Annotated in this window: 13 protein-coding genes and 1 pseudogene; 6 read left to right on the top strand and 8 right to left on the bottom strand. The window is 66.4% G+C overall.

Annotated elements, in window-relative coordinates:
• Nucleotides 1-2 precede the first annotated feature (2 nt).
• Nucleotides 3-1649: an ArnT family glycosyltransferase gene (locus M529_RS30115; protein WP_161626324.1), complete on the top strand. Its 1647-nt coding sequence runs from the start codon at nucleotides 3-5 to the stop codon at nucleotides 1647-1649.
• Nucleotides 1646-2227 (top strand): M23 family metallopeptidase, encoded by a 582-nt coding sequence (locus tag M529_RS47645; protein WP_021316974.1) that lies wholly within the window; start codon nucleotides 1646-1648, stop codon nucleotides 2225-2227. Before M529_RS30115 ends, M529_RS47645 begins: the two co-directional genes overlap by 4 nt.
• Before the next feature lie 18 nt (nucleotides 2228-2245).
• Here the strand turns inward: M529_RS47645 and M529_RS30105 are convergent, their stop codons facing one another.
• The 4 genes from M529_RS30105 to M529_RS30090 all read right to left on the bottom strand — a co-directional run bounded on the left by M529_RS30105 (nucleotide 2246) and on the right by M529_RS30090 (nucleotide 11846).
• Nucleotides 2246-2539, bottom strand: coding sequence for a hypothetical protein (locus M529_RS30105; RefSeq protein ID WP_021316973.1), 294 nt, complete (start codon nucleotides 2537-2539; stop codon nucleotides 2246-2248).
• Nucleotides 2540-2594: 55 nt separating this feature from the next.
• Nucleotides 2595-5627 carry a glycosyl hydrolase family 28-related protein gene (locus M529_RS30100; RefSeq protein WP_021316972.1) on the bottom strand — a complete coding sequence of 1011 codons (3033 nt, stop codon included), beginning with the start codon at nucleotides 5625-5627 and terminating at the stop codon, nucleotides 2595-2597.
• A gap of 76 nt (nucleotides 5628-5703) precedes the next feature.
• Nucleotides 5704-8679, bottom strand: coding sequence for a TonB-dependent receptor plug domain-containing protein (locus M529_RS30095; RefSeq protein ID WP_021316971.1), 2976 nt, complete (start codon nucleotides 8677-8679; stop codon nucleotides 5704-5706).
• A gap of 137 nt (nucleotides 8680-8816) precedes the next feature.
• A complete protein-coding gene (locus tag M529_RS30090; RefSeq protein ID WP_021316970.1) occupies nucleotides 8817-11846 on the bottom strand; it encodes a glycosyl hydrolase family 28-related protein in 3030 nt (1009 codons plus the stop codon).
• A gap of 163 nt (nucleotides 11847-12009) precedes the next feature.
• On the opposite strand from M529_RS30090, the gene M529_RS30085 reads away from it, so the two are divergent.
• Nucleotides 12010-12552, top strand: a complete 543-nt coding sequence (locus tag M529_RS30085) for a gluconokinase (protein ID WP_021316969.1) — start codon at nucleotides 12010-12012, stop codon at nucleotides 12550-12552.
• Between the two features lie 95 nt (nucleotides 12553-12647).
• On the opposite strand, the pseudogene M529_RS48205 reads toward M529_RS30085, so the two are convergent.
• The 3 genes and pseudogenes from M529_RS48205 to M529_RS30065 form a co-directional block, all read right to left on the bottom strand.
• Nucleotides 12648-13405, bottom strand: a pseudogene (locus M529_RS48205) (IS5 family transposase).
• Between the two features lie 77 nt (nucleotides 13406-13482).
• Nucleotides 13483-14160, bottom strand: a complete 678-nt coding sequence (locus M529_RS30070; RefSeq protein ID WP_021316966.1) for a FadR/GntR family transcriptional regulator — start codon at nucleotides 14158-14160, stop codon at nucleotides 13483-13485.
• Nucleotides 14161-14202: 42 nt separating this feature from the next.
• A complete protein-coding gene (locus M529_RS30065) occupies nucleotides 14203-15549 on the bottom strand; it encodes a GntT/GntP/DsdX family permease (RefSeq protein WP_031294538.1) in 1347 nt (448 codons plus the stop codon).
• 291 nt (nucleotides 15550-15840) lie between these two features.
• On the opposite strand from M529_RS30065, the gene M529_RS30060 reads away from it, so the two are divergent.
• On the top strand, nucleotides 15841-16113 hold the full coding sequence (locus M529_RS30060) for a helix-turn-helix domain-containing protein (protein ID WP_408021265.1): 273 nt from the start codon (nucleotides 15841-15843) through the stop codon (nucleotides 16111-16113).
• Between the two features lie 177 nt (nucleotides 16114-16290).
• Here M529_RS30060 and M529_RS30055 read toward each other — a convergent pair whose 3' ends face one another.
• Entirely contained in the window at nucleotides 16291-16764 is a 474-nt protein-coding gene (locus tag M529_RS30055) for a hypothetical protein (protein ID WP_031294537.1), read from the bottom strand.
• 124 nt (nucleotides 16765-16888) lie between these two features.
• Between M529_RS30055 and betI the strand changes: the two genes are divergently transcribed.
• A complete protein-coding gene (gene betI / locus M529_RS30050; RefSeq protein ID WP_021316962.1) occupies nucleotides 16889-17518 on the top strand; it encodes a transcriptional regulator BetI in 630 nt (209 codons plus the stop codon).
• Between the two features lie 132 nt (nucleotides 17519-17650).
• Complete coding sequence (gene ahpC, locus M529_RS30045; protein ID WP_021316961.1) at nucleotides 17651-18214, top strand: alkyl hydroperoxide reductase subunit C; 564 nt, start codon at nucleotides 17651-17653, stop codon at nucleotides 18212-18214.
• The last annotated feature ends 6 nt before the right edge of the window (nucleotides 18215-18220 follow it).

The raw sequence follows: 18220 nt of genomic DNA, 5'->3' as shown, positions 1-18220 counted from the left end.
CGGTGCTTCGTCGTCCCCGCTTCTGGCTGCTCGCGCTGATTTTGATCGCGGCGCTCTGGCTTCGGCTCGCCTCGATCCGGTTCGGGCTGCCGGGCCTCAACGACCCCGATGAACTGATGTTCGAGCTGGGCGCGATCAGGATGCTGCGCGGCGCCACGCTGAACCCTGGATGGTTCGGCCACCCGGCCACCATCACCATGTATGTGCTGGCGCTGGTCAATATCGGCGTCTTCCTGACCGGATGGCTGGCAGGCTGGTTCCCCACGGTGACGGCGTTCGCGACCGCGATCTATGGCGATCCGGGCTGGGTGATCCTGCCCGGACGCATCGCGATGACCGTTTTCGGGCTGGGGACGCTGCTGCTGACCTGCCGCCTGGCGACGCGGCTGTTTTCGCCGCGGGCTGGCGTCGTGGCCGCCGCGCTGCTGGCGTGCAGCCCGGTCCACATCACCTATTCGCAGATCATCCGGTCGGACATGATGGCCTGCTTCTTCATGCTGCTGGCCCTGCTGTCGGCCTTGAACATCGCGGAGCGGGGCCGGCGGCGCGACATCGCTGTCGCCGCCCTGTGGCTGGCGTTGGCGGTCACGACCAAATGGCCCTTCGCGCTTTCGGGCCTGCCGATCGCGGCGGCGCTGGCGCTGCGCGCTTGGGAGGGGCGGATCGGCTGGCCGCAGGCGACGCGGCGGCTGGCCGCCCTGTGCGCCCTGTGCGGCCTCTTCATCATCCTGCTGTCGCCCTATCTGCTGCTCGATTATCCCACGGTGCTGCGAAACCTGAGCGGCGAAGGGCAGGTCCGCCATCTCGGGTCGACCGGCGGCACGCTGATGCAGAATGCGGCCTGGTATCTGAACGGGCCACTGATCGGCGGCCTCAGCCTGGTCGGAACGGTCATGCTGGTTCCGGGCATGGTGCTGTGCTGGCGGAACCGGCGCGCGCGGCTCCTGCTGCTCCCCCTTCTGCTGAGCTTCATCCTGCTGCTGAGCGTCCAGACCATGGTTTGGGAGCGCTGGGCGCTGCCACTGCTGTTCATCTGCGCCGTTGTGATCGGGGCGGCGGTGGACGCGGCGGCGACGCGGGCGGGGGGGCGTCGTGGCGGCGCGGTGGTTGCCCTTTTCCTGGTGGCGATGCTCCTGCCGATGCTGCTGCAGGCCCGCCTGGACGCTCGGGAGCGGATGAACGACACGCGGCAGATCGCCTCCGCATGGGCACGGCGGCATGTCCCGCCGGGCAGCACTGTCCTGATCGAGCATTTCGCCTTCGACCTGGTGCAGCAGCCCTGGCATTTCCTGTTCCCGATCGGCGAGGCGGGATGCGTCGACGCCAAGGGCCTGCTGCAGGGCAAGACGAGCTATGCGCCCATCGACCAGGCGCGCGGCAGCCGGGCGAATATCGACTATGGCACCATGGCGGCGAGCAAGCGCGCATCCTGTCGCCCCGACTTCGCCATATTGACCCAATATGACCGCTACCGACGCGAGCAGCACAGCTTCCCGATCGAATATGCCGCCTATCGGGAGTTGCTCTCGCGCGGCAGGGTGGTCGCGAGCTTCGCTCCGCGCAAGGGCGCGATCGGCGGCCGCGTCGTCACCGTCGTGGACTTCCGCCGGCCCGGCAAGGCGGGCGTGAAAGGGAGGGCAGGATCATGAGAGGACGGGCCTTTCCCATCCTGCTGGCCCTGGCGAGCATGGCGCCGCAGCACGCTGCGGCGACGGATGCAGCCACCGAAGACGAGGCGCAGTTCCGTGCCCTGTTCAAGGACTGGAAGACCGCGCAGGACCGGCAGCGACCGGCCCTCGTGCCGTCCACCCGGCCGTTGATGGCGAAGCCTGCGTCCGCATCCCCGCCGCCGCAACGCATATCGGCCGCCATCGGGATGCGCCGCGATCCGATCCTCAACCGGATGCGCTATCATGCCGGCGTCGACCTGCCAGAACCGGCCGGAAAGCCGGTCTATGCCACGGCCGACGGCACCGTCGCGATTGCCGGGCGGACCGGGGGCTATGGCCTGCTCGTCACCATCCGGCACAGGTCGGGATATGAGACGCGCTATGCCCATATGTCGCAGATCGCCGTGACGCCGGGGCAGGCGCTCCGTCGGGGAAGGCTGATCGGCTATGTCGGATCGACGGGGCATTCGACCGGTCCCCATCTGCACTATGAGGTGCGGCTGAACGGCAGAGCCGTCGATCCCCTGCGGTTCATGCGCGATACCGGCGCCAGCTGACGCGGATCAACCCAGCTCCTACCGCCGCTTGCCGCTTCCGAGGCGGCGGCGGTTCTTGCGTACGGCGGCGCGATAATGGGCGACAGATCCGCCCAGCATGGCCGGCACCGAACCGCCAAGCCCGCCGGTCATCATCTTCCATTGCAGCAGGGCAGCGGCTTCCACCTTCTCCGCGACCATGCGCTGCGCTTCGACCAGGGCGGCGGGGTCGCCGGTCATCAGCCGGGGCACGCGCATGCCCACGACGGACCAGGCCTCCATGCCAAGGCTCCAGCAGTCGAGAGTGAGGGAGACGGGATCGGTCTTGCGCATGGGGGATAAAGGCCCTGTCCTCCTTGCCGGTTCCCTGATGGTCCGATCGGCGCGCCTACTGCGCCCGCCAGGCGTAGAGGCCGTGGTGCGACAGGATGAACAGCGTCTTGCGATCCGGCCCGCCGAACAGGATCTGCAGCGGCCGCTCCGGCACGTCGATCCGGCCGATCTCCTGCCCATTCGAAGAATAGACGAACACCTGTCCGTTCGCGACATAGACGCGGCCTTCTGCATCGGTCGCGACGCCCTCCCCGCCTCGGTCGGCAAAGGGCTTCAGGTCCGTGATCGCCCCACCCGCGCCGACCAGCCCGCTATAGGTGCGGTTTTCCGACCCGTTGGTGATGAATAGCCGGTCGCCCGGCCTGCCCTGGATGAAGCCATAGCTGTCGAGCGAGTCCGAGAAACGCAGGCCGCGATGATCCGCCGGCCCCTGGGCGAAGGTGCGGAAGGCGGGCAGCGCCACGCTGCCGTCCGGGGAGACATATTCGTGCAGCTTCGCCTTCCCCATCTCGCGCGTGAACATTTCGGCGAGCGTGGTGAACTCATAGGTTTTGGGGTCGATCTGATCCTTGAACTCGCCGTTGATCCACCAGTTGACCGGGAGGACGGTGGTCGAGCCCGTCGCGACGGGCGTCGCCGGGATCACGCTGATCTGGCTGTCAGGCGCGTCGGGCTTCACGCTGTAGACCGTGCCGTTGCGGCCATAGGAGGAGAGGACGAGGAGGTCGCCTGACTTGTCGACCGTCAGGTTCACCGGATCGAGCGTCGCGTCGCGCACCATTTCCAGCTTGCCCGCGTCGGACCAGCGCCAGATGCGCTGGAAGAAGCGGTCGATGAAATAGAGCCGGCCCTGCGCATCGACCGCGCCGCCGCCGGCCGCATAGAAGCCGTCCGCCAATTGCGCGACCTTGCCGTTCTGGAAGGTCGAAGGCTTCACCGGATCGGGCGTGGCAGGGATGTCGAGCACGGCGAATTCCCGTTCGCGCGTGTCGATGCCGTGTGTCACGTCGCGGATGCTGTTTTCGAACGGGAATTTGGTGAGGCGCAGGAAGGTGGCGCAGCCATTTTCGTCGCAGGTGCCAAGGCCGCTTTCGCCGTTCACATGGACGTTGCGGAAGCGGATGTCCTGCGAATTATAGACCGTGACCGCCGCCGGCGCGGGCTTGCGCGTGCGGGTGACGCGGTAGCCGTGGAAGTTGGCGACCAGGATGTTGCGCGAGTTGCGGATTTCGAGCGCGACGGCATCGCCGCTTTCGCCCGCCTCGCCCTCGGTCTGCGGCGCCAGAAGCTCCCAGTTGGCGACGCGGTTGAGCGCGAATTCCGATCGCACATGATGTTCGACCGATGCCTGGATGATCCGGCCGGGCGTCTGCGTGTCGGACACATAGATGCCCGGATGACCGAAGGTGCTGGGGCTCCAGACATTGGCGAAGGTGCCCCCGCCCCCTTCCGTGACCCAGAGGCTGGCATATTGCCCGGCCCAGCGGCGCGCGGCGTCGGGGTCGCCGGTGGCGTTGTTGTTGTAGGGAACGACGCGCGTGCCGTCGAAGCGGTCGGTGCCATGGCCGCCCTGGAACTTGACGTCATTGACCATGGAGTTGGCGCCCGCCTTCCACAGCAGCGCCGTCGCGCGCGGGTTCGCGCCCTGCGTGTCGAGGCCGATACCGGCAACGATGGCGTCGCCGCCCGACGCGCTTTCCACCAGCGCCTTGGGCGCGCCGACGCCTTGCCAGGCGGGCGTTCCGTCGGGCAGCACGATCTGCGTCAGGCTGGGATGCAGGCCGAGAAGCACCGTGTCGGGCTTCAGGCGAAGGGTGTCGCTGACGCGATAGAAGCCGGCAGGCAGATAGACCACGCGGTGGCTGTCGATCGCCTTCTGGATCGCGGCGGTATCGTCGGTCTTGTCGTCGCCCTTCGCGCCCAGCGTGCGGACGCTGACCCAGTCGGACACGGGCGGAAGCGGGCGGATGGCGGGCGCGAACGGCGCAGGAAGGGCACCGATCGCCTCGATCTGCGTATTGGTCTTATATTCGCCGATGCGGCCCTCGCCCGGCAGGGTCAGGCCGTGGGTGAAGGCCGCGACCCTGTAGGCCGCACCCCTGCCCGCGACCGTCCGTCCGCTTTCGCGGAAGCGGGCGAAGGTCGGCGTGCGGGATGCAACGACATTCTGGAAGCCGACCTGCGTATAGACATTCTTCTCATTCGAGATGATGACGCCGGCCTTGCTCACATTCTCGAAGCGCAGATCCTGGCCCCACAGCCAGTCGCCATACCCCCGGTCGATCTCAATGCCGACCGGCACATTCTTGAAGGCGACGTTGACCATGGTGAGGCCGGCTTCATGTTCGCGGATCGCGGCGTCGCGCTGCCCCTCGAAGGTCGCGTCGACCAGCGCGAAACCCCAGGCCGGGGACGGCTTTTCGGCGAGGATGCCATAGCGGCCGCCCTTGAAATGCAGGTCTTCGGCCTCGTTCGCGACATGGTAGAGGCCGGCAAGCGCGGTCCCGAGATCGAAATCGACGTGGGACACGAAGCTGTGCTGCGCCGAATGGAAGCGGATCGCGGTCGCGGCCGGATTGCCGTCCATGATGCGGAAGTCGATATTGCCGAGCGCGGAATAGAAAGTGCCCGGATTGGCGTCCGCGATATTTTTGTCGAACGGCACGCTGCCGGCGGGAGGAAAGGCGGCGGGCGGCGTGTCCTTGTCGGTCTGCCGCTTGGCGCCCGTGAACATCAGCATGTGCGCGACGCCCTTCTGGAAGCCGGGCGTATTCTTGCCGAGCAGGATCACCGGCCGCTGTGCGCCGACGCCGAAGATGCGGACGCCGGGCCAGAGGAAGAGGGTGCGGGTGATGCGATAGGTACCCTGGGGCAGGAAGACGATGCCGCCGCCGCCCTTTGCCGCCGCCCTGTCGATCGCCTGCTGGATCGCGGCGCTATCGTCGGCGCGGCCGTCGGCCACGCCCTGAACGGTGACGGCGCGCGGTTCGTCGGGAGCGGTCGTATAGACGGACGGGGACGCCGCAGCCGACTGGGCCGCCAGCATCAGCATCACCGCCGCGCAGGCGCCGCTCAATCCGCGAACCATCACCAGATTCCTCTTCAAGAAGAAATGTCCCGGCCGTGCAGGGGCCGGGACAAGGTTGGGGAGAACAGGGAAGGCGTCAGAAGTTGAAGCGCACGCCCGCCCGGTAGATGCGACCCAGCGTGTCATAAAGCGCCGGGTTGATGTCGAGGCCGGTGTTGGTCTGCGGCGCCGCGACCGGATCCTTGTCGAAGAGGTTGTCGACCTTGCCATAGACCGTGATCTTGTCGGTGATGTCGAAGCTGGCGCCGATATCGACGTAGAAGGCGCCCTTCATCGTGTTGTAGTCGATGGTCGGGTGATTGCCGGTCGAGACCGGGCAGGACGACTGGCAGACGACATACTGGTTGCCGAAGGTGCCGTCGCTGAACCAGCGTTCCTGCACCGTCAGGCTGAAGCGGCCGCTGTCATAGGTCTGCACCGCCAGCCATTTCCAGTCGGGCGTGTTGCCGTTGTTGGCGCCGGCCTGGTCCACCGGATCGACGCCGGCGATGCCCGCTTCGACGATGAACTTCCGGATATGCGTCGCCAGCGCGCGGACGGTGAAGTTGCCCGGCAGGCCGAGCGGCTGCTGCCACTGATAGCTCGCCTCGATATCGAAGCCGTTCGTCTTCCAGGACGCCAGGTTGAACGGCTGGACGTTGACGAAGTTGGTGCCCTGCGGTCCGTCCAGCTGGAAACCGCCGCAGAAGGCCTGGTTGCCTTCGAAGCAGAAGCGGACGATCTGGTCGGCGGAGAGCGACGAGACCACGCCGCTGAGCTTGATATTATAATAGTCGAACGACAGGCTGAGGCCCGGCGCCCAGGACGGCCGCGACAGAACGATGCCGAGTTCGGTGTTGCGCGCGACTTCCGGTTGCAGGTTGGTGTTGCCGATCGTGTTCTGGAACACCTGCACCGCCTGGTTGCGGAACGGATCGGTGAAGTTGGGCAGCGTCGTGACCGTCGGCGCGGCGAACAGTTCCGACAGGTTGGGCGCGCGCACGTCGCGCGACGTGACCGCGCGCAGGCGGACGCCGTCGAGCGGGGTGTCCCAGGTGCCGCCGATCTTCCACGTCCAGACCGTGCCCGACGTGCTGTAGTTGGTGACGCGAGCGGCACCGTTCAGGTTGGCGCGACCCATGGCGTCGCTGTTGATGATCGGAAGATCGACTTCCAGATAGCCTTCCCACACTTCATATTTGCCGCGGCCATTCTTGTAGTTGCCAGCGGCCCAGTTGCTGCCCAGCTGCGAATTGAGCAGCGGGTCGGCCGGATATTCGGGGCTGTTGGGACTGAGGTCGGACACGCCCGCGCCATAGGGGTCGGCGTTCACGCGGTAGAATTCACGGCGATATTCGCCACCGAACGCCACCGAGACCGGACCGGCCCAGGATTCGAACGGGCTGCCCGAGATGTTGAGGCTGGCGACGTCCTGCGTCAGCTTCGTGTGCTGGAACGGGCCATTGTCGCCCGGCGCGACATAGGCGAGCGCCGAGGCCGAGGGCGGCGCGCCGCCGAAGATGTTGATCGGCTGGCACCCGTTGGCCCGCGCCACCGGATCAGCGCAGACGATGGCGCCATTCAGTACGATCGCGTTGGTCGCGGCGACATAGCGGTTCTGCAGCACGATATCGCGGACGTTGATGTCCGAGATGGTGATGCCGTGCTGATAATAGGCGTCGTAATTCCATTCGGTGCCGGCGACGCCGACCGCGCCCTTGAGGCCGCCCACGAAGCGATACTGCTTGCGATCGGTATAGACGTGCGGATCCGGGAAGTTGGCGTTGCTGGACCCGTAGCCGAAGCTGGTGATGCCGGCCGTGGCGCAGCGATCCTTGATGAGCTGCGGCAGGAAGGCGTTGGCGCACTGCACCGTCAGGCTCGGCCGGTTGTAGCCGGGGCTCGGCTGGTTGTTGGTCTTCACCTGGGCGATGTTGACCGTGACATAGGCTTCGTTGTTGTCGGCGAATTCATAGCCGATGCGGCCATAGCCGTTGATGCGTTCCAGCTCCGACTTGAGCGAGGCGCCCGAACCCGGCGCGCCGGTGAGGTCGCCGCCGACGCAGAAGCTGTTGCCCGGATAGCAGTTGCTGACGCGGCCATTGCCCAGCGGCTGGCCGTTGGAGCCATATTGGAAATTATAGGGGACGCCGTTCTGGTCGAAGGCGATGCCCTGGAGCGGGCCGCTGTTGATGAGGCCGTAGCGCGAATATTGGTAGGGCTGCGCATAGTCGCGATAGTTGAACTGCGGCAGGCCGTTGTTGGTGATGCCCGTGTTCATCAGCGTCGTGGCGCGATACCAGTCGCGGCTGCCGGCCAGGTCGGTACCGAAATCGCCGGCGCCCACGCCGCCTTCATGGTCATATTCGCCGCTCAGCACGACATGCAGGCGGCCGTCGGCAAAGGACTTGCCCCAGGCGCCCTGCACCAAGGCGGTTTCGTCATCACCATATTTGGTGATGCTGCCGAGGATGTTGCCCTTGAACCCTTCGAAATGGGTGTCGGTGATGAAGTTGACAACGCCGCCCACCGCGTCCGAGCCGTAGGAGGCGGACGCACCGCCGGTCACGACGTCGACGCGCTTCACCAGCAGCTGCGGGAACATCGAAATGTCGGGCACGCCGGTGACGTTGGCCGCGACGACGCGCTGGCCATCGAGCAGCGTCAGCGTGCGGATCGGGCCGAGGCCGCGCAGCGAGAAGGAGCTGAGGCCCTGCTGGCCGCTGGAGGTCGAGAAGGTGCCGGTGGAAGCGCCGGTCGACCCCTGCAGCGACGGCAGCTGCGCAATGGTGTTGAAGATATTGGGCTGCGCGTTGTTGGCGATCTGCTCCTCGCCGATGACCTGCGTGGGGGTCGGCGCGTTGAAGCCGCTGGTCGTGATGCGCGATCCGGTGACAACGATGTCGGCGGTGTCGCGCGTATTGCTCTCGCCCCCCGTGTCCTGCTGCTGCGCCGGAGCGACGGGTTCCGCCTGCACGGCCTGCGCGCCGGCCGTACCCGACAGGGCACAGGCGACCAGCGCCGCAACGCTGGCGGTCGCGAACTGGTGGTGAAGTTTCATGATTGCGTTCATCACGCCTTTCCCCTCTTGTTCGGGCAGCTCTCTTCCGGAGACCCCATGCCCATCATCAACTCATCAGTTCAGGAATATCCTGCAGCCTCTCTCACCGCACTTACGACCTAAGTCGTAAGTGCGGCGGACAGCCCGCCTCACGGCCGCGCCGAATAGAGGGCGTGGTGCGTCAGGATGAACAGGGTCCGCCGGTCCGGGCCGCCGAACAGGATCTGCAGCGGCCGATCGGGCACGTCGATCCGTCCCACCTCGCTGCCGTCCGGCCCGTAGACGAAGACCTGTCCGTTCGCGACATAGACACGGCCCTGGCCGTCGACTGCCACGCTCTCGCCGCCCCGGTTGGCGAAGGGTTTGAGCCCGGTCAGCGTGCCGCCCGGGCCGACCGTGCCGCTGTAGGTGACATTTTCCGAAGCATTGGCGACGAACAGCCGCTCTCCCTGCCGGGCACCCACCAGGCCGTTGGCGTTGAGGCCGTCCGACCAGCGCCAGCCGACATGGTCGACCGGCCCCTGCTGCCACACGCGGAAGGCGGGCAGCGAAAGGCTGCCGTCAGGCGAGACATATTCGCGCGCCTTGGGCGTACCCACGTCGCGCGCAAACATCTCCGCCAGGGTGGTGAACTGGTAGCTCTTCTGGTCGAGCTGATCGCGGAATTCGCCATTGTTCCACCAGTTGACCGGCAGCAGCGTCGTCGCCCCGGAGCCGGCGCGCGCCGGCGTCGGCGGGATCAGCGTCAGCTGGTCCTTCGGGCCGTCCGGATCGAAGGAATAGACTGTCCCCTTCGCCCCCAGCGAGGACAGCACCAGCAGGTGCCCCGAGCCGTCGACCGCCAGATTGACCGGATCGAGGGCATCGTCGCGCACGACCTCCAGCCCCTTCGCCTCGCTCCAGCGATGGATGCGCTGGAACCGGCGGTCGATGAAATAGAGCGCGCCCTTCGCATCGACCGCCGCGCCGGAAATCGACCAGAAGCCATCCGCCAGCTTCTCGACCGGTGCGATGCCGGCGGGCGCCGGGGCGACGGCGCTGCCGGCCGGGCCGATATCCAGCTTCGCGAACTCATGCTCGCGCACGACCAGCTTGCGCGTCAGATCCTCGATGCTGTTTTCGAACGGATATTTGCTGGCGCGCAGGAAGGTGCCGCAGCCTTCGTCGTCGCAGGCGGCATAGCCGCTTTCGGCGTTCACATGGACGTTACGGAAGCGGATGTCGCCGGAGTTGAACAGCTTCACCGCGCTGCGCGCGGGATGGTAGCTGCGCGTCACCCGATAGCCGTGATAATTGGCGAACAGCAGGTTGCGCGAATTGCGGATCTCCAGCGAGACGGCGTTGGGACCATCGGCCACCTCCTGCTCGGTCTGGGGCGCCAGGAACTCCCAGTTCTGGACATTGTCGAGCACGAATTCGTTGCGGGCATGGTGCTCGACCGACATCTCGTAGACATGGCCGGGCGTGCTGGTGTCGGTGACGGTGAAGCCGGCCTGGGCAAAGGTGTTGGGGCTCCACACATTGGCGAAGGTGCCGCCGCCCCCGTCCGTCACCCAGATGCTGGGATATTGCGCGTCCATGCGGCCGTCCGCCACCGGATCGCCGCTGCGCACCGCGAGCGACCCGAGCGGCTTGCCATCGGCGGTCGGCGTGCCGCCGCCGCCCATGATCTTGACGTCCTCGACCAGGCTGTGCTCGCCCGACCGCCAGAGCAGCGCCGCCGCCCGCGGATTCACCCGGCCGGTGAAGAGGCCGAGGCCGGAGAGGATATTGTCGCCCCCGCGCGGGCTTTCCAGGATCGGCAGCACGGTGCCGAGCCCGGCATGGCGCGGATTATTGTCGGGCAGGGTCAGCTGGGTGATGGCGGGATGCAGACCGATCAGCACGGTGTCGGGTTTCAGCTTCAGGCTGTCCGTGACCTTGTAGAAGCCCACCGGAAAATAGAGGACGCGATGGCTGTCGATGGCCCGCTGGATCGCGGCGGTGTCGTCCGCCTGCCCGTCGCCGACCACGCCCAGTGTCCTGACATTGACCCAGTCGCCCATCGCCGGCAGGTCGCGAATCGCGGGAGGGCGCGGGGCGGGCATCGCCGGCAGCGCCTGGATGTCCGCTTCCGTCGCATAGTCGCCGGTATGGCCAAGCTGCGGCACCGCAAGGCCATAGGAAAAGGCGGCGACCTTATAGGCCCGGCCCTTGCCCTCCACCGTCCGCCCGCTGTCCCTAAAGCGCGCGAAGACCGGCGTCCCGGTCGCCAGGGCGTTTTCGAAGCCGATCTGGGTGAAGACGTTCTTCTCGTTGGAAATGACGACGCCGGCGCGGCGTACATTCTCGAACCGGACGTCCTTGCCCCAGAGGGAATCGCCATAGCCGCGATCGACCTCGATCCCGACCGGCGTGTCGCGGATGGCGACGTTGACCAGCGTCAGCCCGACCTCATGTTCGCGGATCGCCGCGTCGCGCTGTCCTTCGAAGCTCGAATCGAGCAGCGTGAACTGCCAGGCGGGCGATGTCTTTTCGGTCACGATGCCGTAGCGGCCGCCCTGGAAGCGGACATTCTCGATCACATTTCCGGCCTGGTACACGCCCGCGAAGCCGGAGCCGATGCGGAAATCCATGTGGCTGAGGAAGGCGTGCTGGGCCATGCGGAAGCGCACGCCCGCCGCCGCCGGATTGCCCGGGCCGATCTCTATGTCGACATTGCTCATCGACGAATAGAAGGTGGCGGAATTCGCGTCGCGCACGACCTTGTCGCGCGGCACCACGGTCGGTACCGGCACCGGCACCTGGCCGACATCATATTGGTCGCCGCCCGAAAAGACGATCATCGTCGATACGCCCTGCCGGAAGCCGGGCGTGTTCGCGCCCAGCAGGATCACCGGCCGCGTCGCGCCGACGCCGAAGACCCGAACCCCCTGCGGCACCACCAGCGTGCGCGTGATGCGATACCGGGCCGATGGCAGGAAAACGATGCCATGGCCGGTCCGGTCGCGCGCCCGATCCAGCGCCTGCTGGATGGCGTCGGTGTCGTCGGTGCGACCATCGCCCGTGGCCTTGACCGTCACCGCATGGGGCTCGTCGGGCGCGACGGGAAAGACCGATCCGCCCGCCGCCCATGCCTCACCCGCCCCGGCGAGCGCCGTCGCCGCCAGCAGTGCCACTATCATGCCGCGCCCGATCATCGTCGTTCCCGATCCTGTTTCTGCGTACTCCACGGCTAGACCGCACCGGAAGGCTTGGCACTTGCGACGAAGGTCGTAGTTTCCGGCACCCCGGCACCGCTTTTATAGCAAGGAAAATCATCGCAATGCCCGCCTGGCGGGCGCCATCGCCTGCGAGGACGCCTTGCCGCCTTTTGCCCAGCCCGTTCCCGCCTCCCCCGTCGCCGTGATCGTGATGGGCGTCAGCGGATGCGGCAAGTCGACCCTCGGCGCATTGCTGGCAGAGGCGCTCGATTGCCCGTTCCTGGAGGGCGACAGCTTCCATTCGGCCGAGGCGATCGAGAAGATGCGGGGCGGCCAGCCCCTGACGGACGAGGACCGCTGGCCCTGGCTGGACCGGCTGGGGCAGGCGCTGGCCGATGCGGTCGTGACGCATGGCGTGGCGGTCGCCGCCTGCTCCGCGTTGCGGAAGGGCTATCGCGACCGGCTGCTCACCGCCGTCGGCGGCCACGCCCGCTTCATCCTGCTGGACAACAGCCGGGAGGAACTGCTCGCCCGGCTGAAGAACCGCCCTGGCCACTATATGCCGGCCAGCCTGCTCGACAGCCAGCTGGAGACCCTGGAACAGCCGCTGGGCGAGGAACCGGCGATCACCCTGGTGACGGACGCCCCACCCACGACACTGCGGGACGCGGCGCTCGACTGGCTGCGGAACGGGGGCTGCTGATCCTCGGCGGACGATCGAAACCCTTGTTTTCCGAGTGTTTTCCGAGTCGTCAGTTGTTCCGACTGACTTGAAAACCCTCTAGAGCGGATCGACATTTATTGTAGCCAGATCATGGCGGCGGCGAGGTGTATGAAGCCGGTGAAGTGGATGGTTCGGCGTTCATATCGGGTGGCGAAGCGGCGGTAGTGCTTGAGCCTGTTGAAGCATCGCTCGATCTGGTTGCGATGCTTGTAGATGGCGACATCGTGGGGGATTACGGCCTTGCGGCAGCGGTTCGACGGGATCACCGCGATGGCGTCCATATCGGCGATCAGTGCGCGTAAGGCATTGCTGTCGTAGGCTTTATCGGCAAGCACGGCCTCGGCCTGCAGGCCGTTGAGCAAGGCCGGTGCAGTGGTAATGTCGCCGACCTGGCCGGCGGTGACGATAAAGCGCAGCGGCCGGCCGAACGTGTCGGCGAGCATGTGGATCTTGGTGGTCAGCCCGCCTCGGGAACGCCCCAGCGCCTGGTCGCAGGCCCCCCTTTCCCGCTCGCCGCCTGCTGGTGGGCACGAACGATGGTGCTATCGAGCATCAGATACTGATTGTCGCGGTCGGCCACCAGCGAGGCAAACACTCGCTCCCATACCCCGGCATGGCACCAGCGGCTGAACCGCCTGTGCACCGTCTTCCACTTGCCATAGCGTTCCGGAAGATCGCACCAGTGGGCGCCCGACCGTAGCACCCACAAACAACCGTTCACGAACAATCGGTTATCCGATCCCGTCCGGCCACGATCCCCCGCCTTGCCAGGCAGCAACGGCTCGATCCGCTGCCACTGCCCATCGCTCAACTCGTATCGCTTGATGCCCATCACCCGCTCCGTGCCATAACACGGAACCCCATGAATCAGACAGCCTCTCGCTTGGGAATCCTAAATGTCGATCCGCCCTAGGGCATCAGCCGCCGGCGTCCTTCCCACAGGTGCCAGCGCATCGCGAGCGCGGCGCCTTCGGGATCCTGGGCGCGGATCGCATCGACGATCACCTCATGCTCGCGCAGCATGGTCGCGATGACCTCGGGCGGCCGCGAGCGCGAGATGTCGACGCCCGCCCGCATGATCTTCTCGACATCGGGCCAGAGCGAGTCGAATGCCAGCATGAAGGCCGGGTTACCGGTCGCCCCGGCGATGCGGCGATGAAGTTCCTTGTCCTCCACATGCGCCGGCTCGCTCGACAGCAACGCCTCGCGCAGCGCCGCCAGGCCCTCCTCGATATGGGTCATCTCCTGAGGCGAGCGCCGCGTCGCCGCAAGCCGTGCGGCTTCCGCCTCCAGCACGAAGCGCACCTCATAGCTGCCCAGCGTCGTGGGCAGTTCGGCAAGCGGCATGAAGGCGGCCAGCCGCTCCGACGGCCGGCTCTTGACGAAGGAGCCCGCGCCGCGCCGCGCTTCGGTGATGCCGTCCGACGCCAGGCGGACGAGCGCCTCCCGCACGATCGCGCGCGACACGCCGAACATCTCCGCCAGACGCGCCTCGGACGGCAGCCGCGCGCCGATCTGAAGCTCCTCGGACTTGATGATCTCCACTATGCCCGAATAGGCATGGTCGGAAAGCCGTAGCTGGGTCATCAGAACACCCGCCTGCCGGTCGGTCTCACCCCCCGTTCCATGTCAGAGAATGCTGCTCGCCGCCAGCACGAGCAGCAGGCCGACCACCGCCACCACCGTTTCCATGATCGACCAGGTCTTGAAGGTGCCGGGCATGTCCGTGCCCAGATAGCTCTTCACGAGCCAGAAGCCGGGATCGTTGACGTGCGAGAAGAACAGCGATCCCGCGCCGATCGCCAGCACCACCCATTCGGGATCCACCCCCGATGTCGCCACCAGCCCCTGCATGACGCCGGCCGTGGTGATCGTCGCCACCGTCGCCGATCCGGTCGCAAGGCGGATGCAGACCGATACGCCCCAGGCGAGCAGCAGCGGCGAGATGGCGCCATCGCCCGCGACGCGCACGAGCAGGTCGGACAGGCCAGCCGTCACCAGTACCTGCTTGAGCGCGCCGCCCGCGCCGATCGCCAGCAATATGCCGCCCGCCGGGGTCATCGCCTCGGTCCAGATGGCGCCCTGAATCGTGCGATCGGTGATGCGGCGGCCGAACAGCAGCGGCAGCGCGACCAGCACCGCGACCAGCAGCGCCACCACGGGATGGCTGACCCAGCCGAGCCATTGGAAATGCGGCGCGACGGCCGGCGGCAGCAGCGCCGCCACCTGCCCTGCGGTGATCAGGGCCACAGGCAGCAACACGGCGGTCAGCGCGCGACCGACCGAAGGGGTGGGCACGTCGATCTTGATCGGCTCCAGCAGCGGCTCGCTCAGCTTCACGCCGGGTGCGGTGAAGCGTGCAAGCAGCGGGCCGGCGATGATCGCCGTGGGAATGCCCACGATGAGGCCGTAGAGGAGGGTGCGTCCGAGGCTGGCATCGAGCACGTCCACTGCGAGCAGCGGCCCGGGATGCGGTGGCACCAGCGCATGGACCACCGACAGGCCCGCCAGCGCGGGCAGCATCAGGCGCAGCTTGGCTGCGTCGCCATTCTGACCGCTGGGCAGCGCCGCCGCGGCGGACGCCACGATCGGCAGCAGCAGCACCAGTCCCGTTTCAAAGAAGAGCGGCAGGCCGATCACCAGCGCCGTGCCCAGGCTGGCCCATGGCGCGCCCCGTACGCCCGATATCCGCAGCGCCGCGCGGGCGAGCCCGCCCGCGCCGTCCGACAGCTGCAGCATCGCGCCGAGGCCCAGGCCGAGCGCGACCACCAGGCCCGTGCCGCCCAATATGGCGCCCGCGCCCTTTTCCACCGCCTCCGCCGTTTCCTTCATCGGCAGGCCGGCCAGCAGCCCTACCGTGAAGGCGCCGCACAGCAACCCGACAAAGGGGTGCAGCCGACCGCGGATGATAAGCGCGATGGAAAGGGCAATGCCGATGATGGCGGAAAGGACGAGCCGATAGTCCGCCGGGGTCATCGGGCGCACCGCCCGCCCGGCCATTGCCGTGCCGTCCGATGAAGCGGAACCGCCATCCTCATCCTCCCCCAATATGTTCACGACCCGATAACCAACGCAGCGGATTCGAGAAATCTGTTAGACAGCTTATAAGCAGATTCGACCAAAAACCACAAAATTGCGCTGCAATCGCGATTTTTCTGTTGAACCTGTCTGACTACTTCCCCTATCGTTAGCGCTAACGCGAATCCCGGAAGACGTTGTCGCCGGGTGGATCGAAACAGGGAGAGGAAGATGCACATCGCCAAGGATATGCACGACATTCTCGATCGCCGAGGTAAGCGGAGCGCCGAGGAACCGGCCCCCGCGCCCCATCTGACGCCGACGCAGATGAAGGTGCTGCGCTGCGTCCATTCCGGCCTGCTCAACAAGCAGATCGCCTATGAGTTGGGCATGGCGGAAGCTACTGTCAAAGTTCATATGACAGCGCTGATGCGCAAGCTGAACGTGCGCAACCGTACCCAGGTTGCGGTTGCGGCTGGAAGTCTGGGCTGGCAACTGTCGGCCGGTGGTGCGGCGGACTGACCAGGCTGCCCGGCTGCAATCGGCCAGACTTGGATAGGGATTTACCGTCACCCCGGACTTGATCCGGGGTTTCGCTTTCCCTCCTTTAGGCGCGATGGAAAGGAAAGCGGGATCCCAGGTCAGGCCGAGATGACGATGGAGCAAGGGCAGTCCCGCCGCCAGCCGCGCTCAACCCGCCTAGCGACAATAGCCTTCCTGCCCCGCCACCACGATCAGGCAGTCCTGCCGGTCAGCGAGATATTTGAAACCGGTTTCCGCCCCCGTTCCGGGCCGGATGGACAGATCCTTGCCGTCGCGCACGAAGCGGATCGTCGCCCCTTCTGCGATGCCTGAATAGTCGGCCTCGCGATCCAGCGTGTCGCGATTGGCGATCGCATAATGGCCCGCCTTGCCGTCCGGCGCGGGCTGAATGTCCAGAAACAGGCCCTCCGGCCCGGTCCAGCGGCCCACCCAGTCGTCGGTGGGCAGGCGCGCCGCATCCTCGGCGGCACCCTGACCCATGGCATCCGTGTCCTCGATCATCTCCGCATTGGCGGGCATGGCGGCATTGTTGCCCGCCTGTGCCTCGTTATCCACGCCCTTGGCGCAGCCGGCAAGCAGGCACATTGCCATGGCCGTCATCATGATTGCTGTGGAGTTACGCCGGATCATTCGTCTATCTCCTTGTAATTCCGGTAGCTGGAACGGTCGGTCCCGATGTTCGATCCCTGATGAGGAGACGACGGCCGGATCGGCCAGCCGTCGGACATGCGACCGAAAAGGGGGCGGGAGCGATATGGCACGAAAGTCGGGGGAGCGTGCAAGGGCGCGCTTCGTCAGGGAAAGCGCCGACGTCAGGCGGCAGGCGCTGATCGACGCAACCGCGGCCAGCCTGGCCGAGCGGGGCGTGGGCGGGACCTCCGTCCGGACGATCTGCGCCCGGGCGGGTGTGTCGTCAGGCCTTCTGACGCATTATTTCAGCGGCGTCGACTCGCTGATCCTCGCCACCTACCGGGCCGTCGCAGAGCGCGTGTCCTGCGCCATGGAACAGGCCGTCGAGGCCGCAGGATCCGATCCCCGCGCCCGGTTGCGTGCTTTCCTGCACGCCAATTTCCAGCCGCCGGTGCTCGATCCGGACCTGCTGGCGACGTGGATCGCCTTCTGGAGCCTGATCAAGGCCAGCGGTCCGCTCGCCGAGGCCCATGCCGAAATCTACGGCGCCCAGCGGATGCGGCTGGAGGCCCTGCTGCGCGAGGCGGAGCCCGACATGCCTCCCGCGACGGCGCGGACCGCCGCCATCGCCCTGTCCGCGCTGGTCGACGGGCTGTGGCTGGAATTGTGCCTCGATCCCACGACCTTCTCGGCGGAAGAGGCACTGTCGATGCTGGAGAATGCACTCGCCCACAGCCTGCACCCAGAACGGTGATTGGGTCGATCAATAGGGTCAGCTGTTATCGATTTTCTCTATCAACCTTACTGATAAAAGCAATTTCCCCCGACTCGGCGGCTTTCCTACATAGGCGGCGCAACAGCAACCGCAGAAGGAACCGGAAAGCCCATGGCGCTGATCAACACCACCATCAAGCCGTTCAAAGCCACCGCCTACAAGGAAGGCAAGTTCGTCGACGTGACCGACGAGGACGTGAAGGGCAAGTGGGCGATCTTCTTCTTCTACCCCGCCGACTTCACCTTCGTCTGCCCGACGGAGCTCGAGGACCTGGCCGGCATCTATCCGACGCTGCAGGGTCTGAACGTCGAGGTCTATTCGGTCTCCACCGACACGCATTTCAGCCACAAGGCCTGGCACGACACCTCGCCGGCGATCGGCAAGATCAACTATTACATGCTGGGCGACCAGTCGGGCACCATCACCAACAATTTCGACGTGATGCGCCCGGGCGTCGGCCTCGCTGACCGCGCGACCTTCTTGGTCGATCCCGAAGGCGTGATCCAGTTCATGGAGATCACCTCGGAAGGCGTCGGCCGCAACGCGACCGAACTGCTGCGCAAGGTCAAGGCCGCGCAATATGTCGCCGCTCACCCCGGCGAAGTCTGCCCGGCCAAGTGGGAAGAGGGCGAAGAGACCCTGGCTCCCTCGCTCGACCTCGTCGGCAAGATCTAAGCCGAC

It is taken from the genome of Sphingobium ummariense RL-3 (assembly GCF_000447205.1).
Classification (GTDB): domain Bacteria; phylum Pseudomonadota; class Alphaproteobacteria; order Sphingomonadales; family Sphingomonadaceae; genus Sphingobium; species Sphingobium ummariense.
The sequence above is the reverse complement of the archived record's forward strand: the minus strand, read 5'-3'. Positions and strand labels throughout refer to the sequence as shown.